11 protein-coding genes, 1 tRNA gene and 1 pseudogene are annotated in these 11626 nt (G+C 68.9%); 7 read left to right on the top strand and 6 right to left on the bottom strand.

Translation table 11 applies throughout. From position 1 onward, the window contains the following. The 3 genes from rpsP to WCJ52_RS07815 all read right to left on the bottom strand — a co-directional run. The coding region (gene rpsP / locus WCJ52_RS07825; protein ID WP_336902746.1) for a 30S ribosomal protein S16 at nucleotides 1–411 on the bottom strand (411 nt) is incomplete at its 3' end. Between the two features lie 28 nt (nucleotides 412–439). Further along, complete coding sequence (gene ffh / locus WCJ52_RS07820) at nucleotides 440–1981, bottom strand: signal recognition particle protein (protein ID WP_336902745.1); 1542 nt, start codon at nucleotides 1979–1981, stop codon at nucleotides 440–442. 222 nt (nucleotides 1982–2203) lie between these two features. Further along, the gene (locus WCJ52_RS07815) at nucleotides 2204–4330 is read right to left on the bottom strand and encodes a M3 family metallopeptidase (RefSeq protein ID WP_336902744.1); all 2127 of its coding nucleotides are present in this window, start codon (nucleotides 4328–4330) and stop codon (nucleotides 2204–2206) included. A 126-nt stretch (nucleotides 4331–4456) separates the two neighbouring features. Here WCJ52_RS07815 and WCJ52_RS07810 point away from each other — a divergent pair, with 126 nt between their 5' ends. Genes WCJ52_RS07810 through WCJ52_RS07800 form a run of 3 tightly spaced genes read left to right on the top strand, consistent with a single transcriptional unit; the run spans nucleotide 4457 to nucleotide 6406 of the window. Next, nucleotides 4457–5308, top strand: coding sequence for an aspartate/glutamate racemase family protein (locus WCJ52_RS07810; protein ID WP_336902743.1), 852 nt, complete (start codon nucleotides 4457–4459; stop codon nucleotides 5306–5308). Nucleotides 5309–5366: 58 nt separating this feature from the next. Continuing rightward, nucleotides 5367–5981, top strand: coding sequence for a glutathione S-transferase N-terminal domain-containing protein (locus WCJ52_RS07805; protein WP_336902742.1), 615 nt, complete (start codon nucleotides 5367–5369; stop codon nucleotides 5979–5981). Beyond that, complete coding sequence (locus WCJ52_RS07800; RefSeq protein ID WP_336902741.1) at nucleotides 5978–6406, top strand: DUF805 domain-containing protein; 429 nt, start codon at nucleotides 5978–5980, stop codon at nucleotides 6404–6406. The genes WCJ52_RS07805 and WCJ52_RS07800 overlap by 4 nt, the downstream gene beginning before the upstream one ends. Here the strand turns inward: WCJ52_RS07800 and lipB are convergent. Further along, nucleotides 6403–7116 carry a lipoyl(octanoyl) transferase LipB gene (gene lipB, locus WCJ52_RS07795; protein ID WP_336902740.1) on the bottom strand — a complete coding sequence of 238 codons (714 nt, stop codon included), beginning with the start codon at nucleotides 7114–7116 and terminating at the stop codon, nucleotides 6403–6405. The genes WCJ52_RS07800 and lipB overlap by 4 nt on opposite strands. A gap of 81 nt (nucleotides 7117–7197) precedes the next feature. Here lipB and WCJ52_RS07790 point away from each other — a divergent pair, with 81 nt between their 5' ends. The 4 genes from WCJ52_RS07790 (at nucleotide 7198) to WCJ52_RS07775 (ending at nucleotide 10300) form a co-directional block, all read left to right on the top strand. Then, nucleotides 7198–7452, top strand: coding sequence for a FliM/FliN family flagellar motor switch protein (locus WCJ52_RS07790; RefSeq protein WP_336902739.1), 255 nt, complete (start codon nucleotides 7198–7200; stop codon nucleotides 7450–7452). Nucleotides 7453–7502: 50 nt separating this feature from the next. Beyond that, nucleotides 7503–7587 (top strand) — tRNA-Leu (locus WCJ52_RS07785). A 65-nt stretch (nucleotides 7588–7652) separates the two neighbouring features. Continuing rightward, complete coding sequence (gene mgtE, locus WCJ52_RS07780) at nucleotides 7653–9083, top strand: magnesium transporter (protein ID WP_336902738.1); 1431 nt, start codon at nucleotides 7653–7655, stop codon at nucleotides 9081–9083. A gap of 59 nt (nucleotides 9084–9142) precedes the next feature. Beyond that, complete coding sequence (locus WCJ52_RS07775) at nucleotides 9143–10300, top strand: isovaleryl-CoA dehydrogenase (protein WP_336902737.1); 1158 nt, start codon at nucleotides 9143–9145, stop codon at nucleotides 10298–10300. A 19-nt stretch (nucleotides 10301–10319) separates the two neighbouring features. Here WCJ52_RS07775 and WCJ52_RS07770 read toward each other — a convergent pair whose 3' ends face one another. Both WCJ52_RS07770 and WCJ52_RS07765 read right to left on the bottom strand, forming a co-directional pair. Then, the gene (locus tag WCJ52_RS07770; protein ID WP_336902736.1) at nucleotides 10320–10994 is read right to left on the bottom strand and encodes an O-methyltransferase; all 675 of its coding nucleotides are present in this window, start codon (nucleotides 10992–10994) and stop codon (nucleotides 10320–10322) included. Between the two features lie 278 nt (nucleotides 10995–11272). Beyond that, nucleotides 11273–11626 (bottom strand): annotated as a pseudogene (locus WCJ52_RS07765) (cyclic nucleotide-binding protein); the annotation flags it as partial.

Below are 11626 nucleotides of genomic sequence, written 5' to 3'. Positions count from 1 at the left end.
CCGGGAAAGGCCTCGGGGAACATGGTCAGGACTGTGACCTCGAAGGGCGGCGGCGGCCTCAGCGGCGGCGGCGAGGTCAGCGGCCTTCTGGGCCTTTTCCCCGGCGCGCTCCTTGGCCTTGCGGCCAGGTTCGCCCTTCTTCAGGTTGCTGCCAGCCTGCCAGGTGACCAGGCCTTCGGTGGCCAGGAAGCGGGCGACGCGGTCCGAGGGCTGGGCGCCCTTGGCGATCCAATCGCTGATGCGCTCGACCTTGAGGGTCACGCGGCTGGGGTCGTCCTTCTTCAGGAGGGGGTTGTAGGTGCCCACCTTCTCGATGAAGCGGCCATCGCGGGGCGCATGGCTGTCGGCGACAACGATGGAATAATAGGGGCGCTTCTTGGCGCCACCGCGGGCGAGACGAATCCTGAGCATGGGGTGTCCTTAAGGTTCGAGTGTCTGATTAGGATTTCTTGAAGGGGTTGAAGCCCGGCGGCAGGCCGCCACCGAGTCCGGGGAGTTTCAGGCCGCCGGGAAGTCCGCCAGGCAGCTTGTCGGCCATTTTTGCCAGCGCCTCGAGCTGGGCCGCGTCGGGTGTGGGCACCTTGCCGCCACCGAGGGCCTTCAGGCGGTCGAGTCCGCCAGCTCCCCCGCCAGCGCCCCCGCCTCCGAGCATGCCGGCCATGCGTGCAAAGCCCTTGCCGCCGTCCCGGCTCATCATCTTGAAGGTGTCGGCCATCTGCCGGTGCTGCTTCAGAAGGCGGTTGACCTCGGCCACGTCGACCCCGGCCCCGGCCGCAATCCGCCGCTTGCGGGAGGCCTGAAGGATATCGGGCTTGCGGCGCTCGGCCTTGGTCATGGACGAGATGATCGCCGACTGGCGGTCGAGGCTCTTGTCCGAGACGTTGGCCTCGGCAATCTGCTTCTTGATCTTCTGGACCCCGGGCAGGAGGCCCATCAGACCCTCCATGCCGCCCATCCGCTTCATCTGGGCCAGCTGGTCGGACATCATGTCGAGGTCGAACTGGCCCTTGGCCAGGCGACGGGCCATGGCCTCGGCCTTGGCGGAGTCGAGGTCCTGGGTGGCCTTCTCCACAAGGGCGACAATGTCCCCCTGGCCGAGGATGCGACCGGCCACCCGGGCGGCGTCAAAGACGTCGAGGCCGTCGATCTTTTCGGAGACGCCAAGGAACTTGATGGGCAGGCCGGTGACCGCCCGCATGGACAGGGCCGCGCCACCGCGGCCGTCGCCGTCCGCCCGGGTCAGGACCAGGCCAGTCAGGGGCAGGCGTTCATGGAAGGCCTTGGCCGTGCGAACAGCGTCCTGGCCGGTCAGGCTGTCGGCCACCAGCAGGGTCTCGTGCGGACGCGAAATGGCGGCGATCTCGGCCGCCTCGGCCATCATGGCCTCGTCGATGGTTGTGCGCCCGGCGGTATCGAGGATGACGACGTCGAAGCCCTGGAGCTTGGCTGCCGACAGGGCCCGGCGGGCGATGTCGGGCGCAGACTGGCCGACCAGGATCGGCAGGCTCTCGACGCCGGCCTGGACAGCCAGGGTTGCCAGCTGCTCCATCGCGGCCGGGCGGCGGGTGTCGAGTGAGGCGAGCAGGACCTTCTTGCGTTCCCGCGATAGGCGCAGGGCCAGCTTGGCGGCGGTGGTCGTCTTGCCCGAGCCCTGGAGGCCGGCCATCAGGATGACGGTCGGCGGATTCAGGCTGAGGTTCAGGCCTTCGGCGCCCTCGCCGCCCAGCATCTCCACCAGGCCGTCATAGGTGATCTTGACCACCTGATCCGCCGGACGCACCGAACGGATGACCGCCTCCCCCGTGGCCTGTTCCCGGGCCCGGGCGATGAAGTCGCGGACGACGGGCAGGGCGACGTCGGCGTCTAGGAGGGCGGTGCGGACCTCCTTCAGGGCCTCGTCGATGTCTTTTTCGGACAGCACCCCGCGACCGGACAGCCGGTCGAAGACGGAAGTGAGACGGTCTGTCAGCGCGTCGAACATGTCGATCTCCGCAAGAGCGCTCCACGGGTCAAAACGGCCCGGCCCAAACGCGATCGACCCCCGTGGACGATCACGTCGACGGGGGGCCTCTCCGCCCTCGTCCCGCCCGGAGGCGGGGGTCGTGGCGGTGGAGGGCGCAATCGCAATGCGCCGGAGGAGGCGGCGAAATGCGCCCCGGAGGCCGGAAAGTCAAGGCCACCGGGGCGTGAGATCGCTCCCGGCTCAGCCGGTGGGGAAGCCCTTATCGCGCAGGTAGGCCTTCACATCCGGGTCCCGGCCGCGGAAGTTTCGGTACTGCTGGGCCGGGTCGAGGGTATTGCCGACGCTCATGACGCAGTCATGTAGCCGCTTGGCCACGGCCTTGTCGTAGGGGCCCCCCGCCTCGGTGAAGGCCTCGAAAGCGTCGAGGGCGATGACCTCGCTCCACAGGTAGCTGTAGTAGCCCGCAGAGTAGCCGTCGCTGGCGAAGACATGCTGGAACTGGGGCGTGCGGTGCCGCATGGGCAGCTCTCGGGGCATGCCCAGCCTGGCCAGTTCCGCCTTCTCAAAGGCTCGGGGGTCGATGTCGGCGTCGCCCGCCAGGTGCAGCTTCATGTCGATCAGGGCCGAGGACAGGTATTCGGTGACGTCGAAGCCCTGGCGGAAGGTCGAGGCCTTGGCGATCCGCGCAGCCAGATCGGCCGGCATGGGCTTGCCGGTTTCGTGGTGCAGGGCAAAGCGGTTGAGCACTTCCGGCGTCGGTAGCCAGTGTTCATTCACCTGGGAGGGAAACTCCACATAGTCGCGGGGCACGCTGGTCCCCGACAGGGAGGGGTAGGTCACCGCCGAGTTCAGTCCGTGCAGGGCGTGGCCAAACTCGTGGAACATGGTCTCGGCGTCATCCCACGAGACCAGGACGGGCTTGCCCGCAGTTCCCTTCACGAAGTTGGCGTTGTTCGAGACGATGGTGGTGGTCCGGCCGCCAAAGGTCCGCTGGTCGCGGTAGGCGTTCATCCAGGCGCCGGAACGCTTGCCCGGGCGGGCGTAGGGATCGAAGTACCAGAGACCGACGTGCTCCCCGGCCTGGCCCTTGACCTCCCAGACCCGGATGTCGGCCTGCGCAACCGGCAGCCCCTTCACCTCGTCGAAGGTGAATCCATAGAGCTGGCCAGCGGCCCAGAACATACCCTCGCGGAGCTTGTCGAGCTGCAGGTAGGCCTTCACCTCATTCATATCGAGGTCGTACTTCGCAGCCCGGACCTTCTCGGCATAGTACCGGTAGTCCCAGGGCTCGATGCGCACGCCGAGCTTCTCGGCGTCGGCCACGGCCTGCATCTCTGCGACTTCCTCGCGGACCCTTGCGGTGGCGGCGGGCCAGACCCGCAGCATCAGCTCCATCGCCCTTTCCGGCGTCCCGGCCATGGAGTCCGACAGACGCCAGTGGGCATGGGTGGGATAGCCCAGCAGCTTCGCCCGCTCGGCCCGTAGCTTGAGGATCTGGTGGATGAGGCCGTTGTTGTCCTTGGCGTCGCCGTTGTCGCCGCGGCTGTAATAGGTGCGCCAGACCTTCTCGCGCAGGTCGCGCCGCGACGAGTAGGTGAGGAAGGGGTCCATGGACGAGCGGGTATTCAGGATCGCCCACTGGCCCTCATGGCCCCGGGACGCCGCCGCCGAAGCCGTAGCGGCCCGGATATCCTCGGGCAGCCCGGTCAGCTCGGCCTCGTTCTGCAGGAAAAGGACGTAGTCGGTTTCGTCCGCCAGGAGGTTCTGGCTGAACCGGGTGTAGAGGCCCGCCAGGGTCTTGTTGATCTCGGCGACCCGGGTCTTCTGCGGGCCATTCAGGCGGGCACCGGCGCGCACGAAGCGGGTGTGATGGAGCCACATGAGCCGGTGCTGCTCGGGGGTCAGGCCGGCGTGGGCACCGCGGGTGTAGACCTCGTCGATGCGCTTGAAGAGGGCGGCGTTCTGGAGGATGGCGTCCTGGTGCGCGGCCAGCTGGGGCTCGACGGCCTCCTCGACCTTCTGCACGTCGGGTGTCGCCAGGGTGTTGGTCCAGATGAAGTAGTAGGTCAGCACCCGGGCACTCGCCTGGCCCGTCAGCTCCAGGGCCTCGATGGTGTTTGCAAAGGTGGGCGGCGCCTTGTTCCGGGCGATGGCGTCAATCTCTGCCCGCTCGGCCGCCAGGGCCTGGTCGACGGCGCCGCGGAAGTCCTCGACCCGGACCTTGTCGAAGGCTGGGACGCCGCCGTGGGGCCCGGTCCAGGGCAGGGTCATCGGATTGGCTGGCGCAGCGGCGGCCGTTGCGACGATAGGAAGGGACTGGGCCGCGGCGAGGACGCCGGAGGCGGCGAGGAAGGTGCGCCGTTTCATGGGGACTCCGTCACGGGAACGAATTTTCCCCAGCATAGGGGGTGCCGGAAGGGGCGTCACCTGACAGCGCGGAAATGAACTGAGGCGACCTCTGGCGCGACGGCGGGAGGCGCGTTAGTCGGGGGCATGGCGATTGGCGTCTTTGATTCCGGAATTGGCGGCCTCAGCGTCCATCGCAGGCTGGTGGAGCGGTTTGCGCGCGCCGATTTCGTCTACTTGGCCGACCAGGCCAACACCCCCTACGGCGGCCGTCCGGGAGAAGAGATCGTGGCCCTGACCCGGGCCGGATGCGAGCGTCTGTTTGCCGAGGGTTGTGACCTGGTCATCCTGGCCTGCAATACCGCCTCGGCCATCGCGCTACGGCGCCTGCAGCAGACCTGGCTGCCAGATATCCGCGCCACCCGCGGCCGGCCGACCAACGTCGTAGGGATCATCGTCCCGACCATCGAGGCGGCCACCGGCCTGCCGTGGGAGCACGAGGCCGAGCGCCGGGGCGACAAGGTGGAGAAGCTCGACGTGCTTGCGGTCTTCGCCACGCCAGCGACGGCGGCCTCCCGGGTCTATGAAATCGAGATCGACAAGCGGCGGCAGGACGTCGCCGTCTTCGTCGAGGCCTGCCCGGATCTCGCCGCCCGGATCGAGGCGGGCGCGGGGCGCGGAGAGCTTGCAGCCCTCGTCGCCGGACATGTGGCGGCGGTGACGCGCCGGATCGGGCGCGCGCCGGACCGCGCCATCCTGGGCTGCACCCATTACGAGATCATCTCAGATGTCTTCCGTGCGGCCCTCAGGCCGGGAACGCCCCTGGTGCACCAGCCGGACGCCACGGCCGAGGCCCTGGCGTCCTATCTCGAGCGGCGGCCAGAGTACGACCCTGGCCAGGATGGCCGCAGGGTCTTCCTGACCACCGGCGAGGCCGGCCTGCAACACACCCTCGCTGCCGAATTTTGGGGCGGCCCCCTGCGCTTTGACCCGGCCTGAGGCGCAGGACTGCTTTTTGCCGCTACCCTAAGCCTCGCTGGCGCGGCAAGATGGTGCCATGAAGCTGCTGCTCTCCCCCGCCTCGCCCTATGCCCGCAAGGTCTGGCTGGCCGCCGCCGAACTCGGCCTCGAAGGCCGGGTCGAGGTGGCGAACGCATCCGCCTCGCCGGTCGCCGACACGCCCGAGCTCTGGGCCCTGAACCCCCTGGGCAAGATCCCGGTCCTGATCACGGATGAGGGCGAGGCCCTCTACGACAGCCGGGTAATCGCCGACTACCTGGACAGCCTCACCCCCCGGCGGCTGTGCCCTGCCGATGGCGAGGCCCGCTGGCGGGTCCAGACCCTCCACGCGGCTGCAGATGGCCTGCTGGATGCGGCCCTGCTCGCCCGATACGAGGAGGCGCTGCGGCCCGAGCCCCTGCGCTGGGCCGACTGGCGGCGGGGACAGGGCGAAAAGATCCGCCGGGTCCTGGACATGCTGGAGGGCACGGATCTCCGCCCCGGCGATGACGCCCGGATCTGCGACATCGCCGCGGCCTGTGCCCTTGGTTATCTCGATTTCCGCTTCGCCGCCGAGCCCTGGCGCCCCGCCCGGCCCCGACTGACCGCCTTCTTCGACACCTTCACCCGGCGCCCGGCCTGGGCCCAGAGCGATCCGGCGCGCGCCACATGACAGGGTCGGCGCCGTCTGCCTCCGGGCGGGACGCTCTGGCCGCCCGCTTCCTCAGCGGGGAGGGCCGGCTGGGCCGCCGGGACTTTCTGGTCTCGGCCCTGGTCCTCCTGGCCATCGCCCTCGTCTACGACACCGTGTCCGCGGGCCCCCTGCAGTGGATCACCGGCTGGCTGGTCTGGCCGCTCCTGGTCTGGATCGCGGCCTGCCTCCTGGCCCGGCGCCTGCATGACCGCGGGCGGAACGGCTGGTTCGCCGCCCTGGTCCTGGCCGCCCTGGTCGCCGTCTGGCCCCAGCCCGCGGGGTTCCTCGACTTTCCCTTCGTCCTGGTACTGATCTGGGCCGTCGTGGAATTGGGCGTGCTCTCCGGCGAGACCGGCGTGAACCGCTATGGGCCGCCGCCAGCCGGGGTTTCCGCCCTCGCCTAGACCGGCGGTTCCGCTGGCGTCACCGGCCCGAACACCCCGGTGAAGGCGGAGAGCAGGGCCGCATCCGCCTCCTCCAGGCTGCAGGTCAGGCCCAGGTCTGCAAGGCTGGTTACCCCATGCTGCGTCTGGCCGCAGGGCACGATGCCGCTGAAGTGCGAGAGGTCCGGTTCGACGTTCAGCGAAATCCCGTGGAAGGAGACCCAGCGCCGGACCTTGACGCCGATGGCGGCGATCTTGTCCTCCCGGACCGTCGCCCCAGGGCTGCCGCGCTCGATCCAGACGCCTACCCGGCCCTTGCGGACGACGCCGTCGACGGCGAACCGGGCCAGGGCGGCGAGGATCCAGGCTTCAAGGGCACCCACGTAGGCGCGGATGTCCTTCTGGCGTGCTGACAGGTCAAGCAGGACATAGGCCACCCTCTGGCCGGGGCCGTGGTAGGTGTACTGACCGCCTCGGGGGCTTCGGAAGACGGGGAACCGGTCGGCATCGAGGAGGTCGGCGTCCCGTGCCGAGACCCCGGCGGAGTAAAGAGGCGGGTGTTCCAGGAGCCAGACCAGTTCGGAGGCCTCTCCGCAGGCGATGGACTCCGCCCGGGCCTCCATGGCCGCCGCCGCCTCGGGATAGGGCGTCAGCCCGGGCGAGACAGCCCAGCCACAGGCACCGCCGTCCAGACGCCGGAAATCGGGGATATTTAACGTCCGGTCAATCATGTTGCAGGCAATCTGGGCTTGGATGAGTCGCCGCGCAAGCCGTGTGCGGCTCCGGTTTGCGTTCTTGGAAGGTGACCCCCCTTGGGCCAGATCAACGCCGTCAACGTCGAAATCTCGGTGCTCCTTGGCCGGTCGATCCTGCCCATGGCCCAACTGCTCCGAATGGGCCGCGGTGCCGTCATCCCCCTGGACGCCACGGTCAATGACGAGGTCTGGATCCTCGCCAACAACCACCCGGTGGCCCGCGGCGAGATCCAGGTCAATGACGACCGCATCGCCATCACGGTGACGCGGGCGGCGGATGTCTACGACTTCATGGCGGGCTCCAGTACCTGATCGCGCTTCACAAAGCCGTCGGGCTTTGGTAGGCCCCCCGCTCACCACGCGCGGTCGTGGCGGAATTGGTAGACGCGCAGCGTTGAGGTCGCTGTGGGGCAACCCGTGGAAGTTCGAGTCTTCTCGACCGCACCAGTGAGTCAAAGAGTCCGGGGACAAGGTCCAGTCTGAAACGCATAGCGCCGGGAGGGCAGGTCCGCATGAGTCGCGACACTGAACGTTCCCTGCGCGATGACGGGATGTCGGGCGGTTCTGTCGTCGAGGACCTCGAGGACCTGGCCCTCGGCGACGACTATGCCCTTAATCCCGACTTCGTGGCCCTGGTGGTCGACGCTGCCGACCGGGGCGACGCCGAACGCCTGCGCGAGCTTCTGGCCGCCCTCCATCCCGCCGACGTCGCCGACCTGATGGGCTTCCTGTCGGCGGGGGACCGCGAGGAGGTGATGGCCCACCTCGACCCCGAGGCCCTGGCCGCGATCCTTTCCGAGATCGAGCCGGAGATCCGCGAGGAACTGCTTGATCGCATGTCCTCGGCCACCCTGGTCCGGGCCCTCGGCGAGCTGGACTCCGACGACGTCGTGGATCTGGTCGAGGACCTGGAGGACGACAAGCGGGCGCAGGTCCTGGCCGCCCTGCCCGACATCGACCGGGCCGCCATCGAGACCTCCCTGGCCTACGACGAAGAGTCCGCCGGCCGCCTGATGCAGCGCGAGGTCGCCTCAGCGCCCCAGTTCTGGACCGTCGGCCAGGCCCTCGATCACTTCCTTGCGGCCGGCGATGACATGCCGGAGCTATTCTTCGACGTCTACGTGGTCGACCCCTCCCACCGGCCCTTGGGCGGCGTCCCCGTCAGCCGCCTCCTGCGGCATGACCGCGATACGCCCCTGGCCCGGATCATGGAGCCCCTTACCGAGATCCCGGTTGGCATGGACCAGGAAGAGGCGGCCTACATCTTCGACAAGTACCACCTGATCTCTGCCCCCGTGGTCGAGCCAGGCGGCCGGCTGGTGGGCCAGCTTACCGTCGACGACATTGTCGGCGTCATCCGCGAGGCGGGCGAGGAGGACATCCTGGCCCTGGCCGGCGTGTCCGATGTCGGACGTGACGCCAGCCTGGCCGGTACCATCCGCTCGCGCCTGCCCTGGCTGGTCCTCAACCTGGGTACCGCGGCCTTGGCCTCCAGCGTGATCGGCGCCTTCCAGGGGGTGATCGCCCAGGTCCTGACCCTGGCCATCCTCATGCCCATCGTCTCCTCCCTGGGCGGAAACGCCGGCACCCAGACCCTTGCCGTGGCGGTTCGCGCCCTGTCGAGCCGGGAGCTGAACGCCGCCAACTCGGCCCGCATCATCGGCCGCGAGGTGGCGACAGGCCTCCTGAACGGCTCCATCCTGGCCCTACTCTTGGCCGCCGCCGTCTGGGTCCTGTTCCAGGATCCGCGGCTCGCCCTCACCGTGGGGCTGGCCATCGTGGCCAACTTCTTCGTCGCCGCCCTGGCCGGGATCCTGGCCCCGATCATGCTAGATCGCCTTGGCCGGGACCCGGCGGTCTCGTCCTCCGTGCTGGTGACCTTCGCGACGGACTTCATGGGCTTCCTGGCCCTCCTCGGCATCGCCCGGCTGATCATGCTCTAGGCGTGGCGCCGGGCTCCGCCACCTCGCCCCCCTGATCGCCCCGTGCTAACCCAGGGGTCATGAGCCAGCCTGAATTCGACTTCGCCCTGGGCGAGACCACCGACGCCCTGCGGGCCTCCGTCGCCCGCTTTGCCGCCGAACGCATCGCCCCGCGCGCCGGGGCCATCGACCGGGACAACGCCTTCCCCCGGGACCTCTGGCCACAGATGGGCGCCCTGGGCCTCCTGGGCCTCACCGTGGAGGCGGAGGACGGCGGCGCTGGCCTGGGCTATCTCGAGCACGTGGTGGCCATGGAGGAGATCTCCCGGGCCTCGGCCTCGGTGGGCCTGTCCTATGGTGCCCACTCCAACCTCTGCGTGAACCAGATCCGCCGCTGGGGAACCGAGGCCCAGAAGGCGCGCCATCTGCCCGGGCTGATCTCGGGCGAGCATGTCGGCGCCCTGGCCATGAGCGAGGCGGGATCGGGCTCGGACGTCGTGTCCATGCGCCTGCGCGCCGAGCACCGAGGCGACCGCTATGTCCTCAACGGCACCAAGTTCTGGATCACCAACGGCCCCCACGCCGACGTCCTGGTGGTCTATGCCCGCACCGAGCCTGACGCTGGTCCCCGGGGCATCACCGCCTTCCTGATCGAGCGCGGTTTCGCTGGCTTCTCCACGAGCCCGAAACTCGACAAGATGGGCATGCGGGGCTCCGACACCGCAGAGCTGGTCTTCGAGGACTGCGAGGTCCCGGAGGACAGCGTCATGGGGCCGGTGAACGGCGGCGTCGGCGTCCTGATGAGCGGGCTGGACTACGAGCGGGCGGTGCTGGCGGGCGGCCCGCTGGGCATCATGCAGGCCTGCCTGGACCTGGTCGTGCCCTATGTCCGCGAGCGCCGCCAGTTTGGCCAGGCCATCGGTTCCTTCCAGCTCATCCAGGCCAAGGTGGCAGACATGTACGTCGCCCTGAACTCAGCCCGGTCCTATGTCTACGCCGTGGCGCGGGCCTGCGACGCGGGCCGGGCCACTCGGCACGACGCCGCCGGCGCCATCCTCCTGGCCTCGGAGAACGCTGTGAAGGTGGCGCTGGAGGCGATCCAGGCCCTGGGCGGGGCGGGCTACACCCGCGACTTCCCCGCCGAGCGCCTGCTACGTGACGCCAAGCTCTACGACATCGGCGCCGGCACCAACGAAATCCGCCGCTACCTGATCGGCCGGGAGCTGATCGGCGCCTGAGGCGACTTCCTACGCGGGTCTATGGCTCGACGAAGGACAGGGTCATGCCGTCCCACCCCTTCTCGCCCACGGTCTGCAGGGCGGTTGAGAACAGGCGCGGTTCGCGTCCAAGACGCTCGGTGAAGGTCCGGACGCCCCGGACGCGATCATCTTCGGAGTCGGGATCCAGAACGGCGCCGCCGCGAACCACATTGTCGCCGATGATGAGGCCGCCGGGCCGTGTCAGCTTCAGCGCCCAGTCCAGATAGGCGGGATTGTTCGGCTTGTCGGCATCGATGAAGACGAGGTCAAACGCAGCACAGGCGTCTGCGGCGAGGCGGGCCAGGGACTCCAGCGCGGGTCCGACGAGGATCTGAACCCGGTCGCCGATCCCCGCGCGGTCCAGGTTTTGCCGGGCCAGGGCAGCGTAATCCGGGGACACCTCCAGGGAGATCAATTGGCCCCCGGCCGGCAGGGCTTGCGCCATCCAGGTCGCCGAGACCCCGCCCAGGGTTCCGATCTCCAGAATGCGGCGGGCACCCGTGGCCTTGACCAGAAGGGACAGGAACCGGCCTTGCAGGGGTGAGACGTCGTGGGGGGGAAGGCCTTGGGCGGCGTTCGTCTCCAGGATTTCGGACCGCAAGGGGTCCTTTCCGATGAGCCTCTTCGCGAAGTAGGCATCCACCGCGACCCAGGCCTGGTCCTCGCCCTGCATCCCTTGCCCTCCATTTTACCCGTCGGTCACAGCCGAATCCGGGTGCCATAACGAAACGGGCGGCCCGGTTTCCCGAGCCGCCCGACACCGATCGTGGAAGTCACAGCTTCGCACAAAGACGATGGGAGAATGCTACCGCGCGAGCGCGGAGGTCATAAATCCAGAAGCGACTTCCGAGGGATAACGGTGAGACACTGGATCACCTCCTTTCAAGGGTTGGACAAGGAGACCAGCCTGCACCGACTTCGGCCGCCCTGACAAGCCGGCTTTTTGTCCCGTCAGGGGGATGCGGGGACTGGCTGGGGCCTGCGCCTGCGCAGGTCTTCCAGCGGGCGGTCCAGGCGGTCGATCGCGGCGATGGCCGCGGCGTGGCCGGCGGCCACAGCGGGGTCGTAGGCGCTCCAGTCGCGGATCTCGACCCCGGCCAGCTCGGGCAGGATGAGGACGTCCGCCGCCTCCCGATCCGCGGCCAGGTCCCGGCCGGAGGATACGGTGGCCGCCCGGATCAGCAGGGAGACGATGGGGGGCCCCTTGCGCCACTGGCCCGAGAGGATCCAGCGCAGCATGGAGCGCGGCCGGACAATGTCGGCGGCGGTGATGGACAGGCCGCGGCTGACGTCGACCCCGATGAT

The sequence above is a fragment of the Phenylobacterium sp. genome (assembly GCF_037138395.1).
Classification (GTDB): domain Bacteria; phylum Pseudomonadota; class Alphaproteobacteria; order Caulobacterales; family Caulobacteraceae; genus Phenylobacterium.
The sequence above is the reverse complement of the archived record's forward strand: the minus strand, read 5'-3'. Positions and strand labels throughout refer to the sequence as shown.

Bases quoted from the DNA above. Each gene is read 5' to 3' on its own strand.
- WCJ52_RS07775 (WP_336902737.1), top strand. From the start codon at position 9,143: ATGAGCCAGCCTGAATTCGACTTCGCCCTGGGCGAGACCACCGACGCC.
- WCJ52_RS07815 (WP_336902744.1), bottom strand. From the start codon at position 4,330: ATGAAACGGCGCACCTTCCTCGCCGCCTCCGGCGTCCTCGCCGCGGCC.
- WCJ52_RS07810 (WP_336902743.1), top strand. From the start codon at position 4,457: ATGGCGATTGGCGTCTTTGATTCCGGAATTGGCGGCCTCAGCGTCCAT.
- lipB (WP_336902740.1), bottom strand. From the start codon at position 7,116: ATGATTGACCGGACGTTAAATATCCCCGATTTCCGGCGTCTGGACGGC.
- mgtE (WP_336902738.1), top strand. From the start codon at position 7,653: ATGAGTCGCGACACTGAACGTTCCCTGCGCGATGACGGGATGTCGGGC.
- ffh (WP_336902745.1), bottom strand. From the start codon at position 1,981: ATGTTCGACGCGCTGACAGACCGTCTCACTTCCGTCTTCGACCGGCTG.
- WCJ52_RS07770 (WP_336902736.1), bottom strand. From the start codon at position 10,994: ATGCAGGGCGAGGACCAGGCCTGGGTCGCGGTGGATGCCTACTTCGCG.
- WCJ52_RS07805 (WP_336902742.1), top strand. From the start codon at position 5,367: ATGAAGCTGCTGCTCTCCCCCGCCTCGCCCTATGCCCGCAAGGTCTGG.
- WCJ52_RS07800 (WP_336902741.1), top strand. From the start codon at position 5,978: ATGACAGGGTCGGCGCCGTCTGCCTCCGGGCGGGACGCTCTGGCCGCC.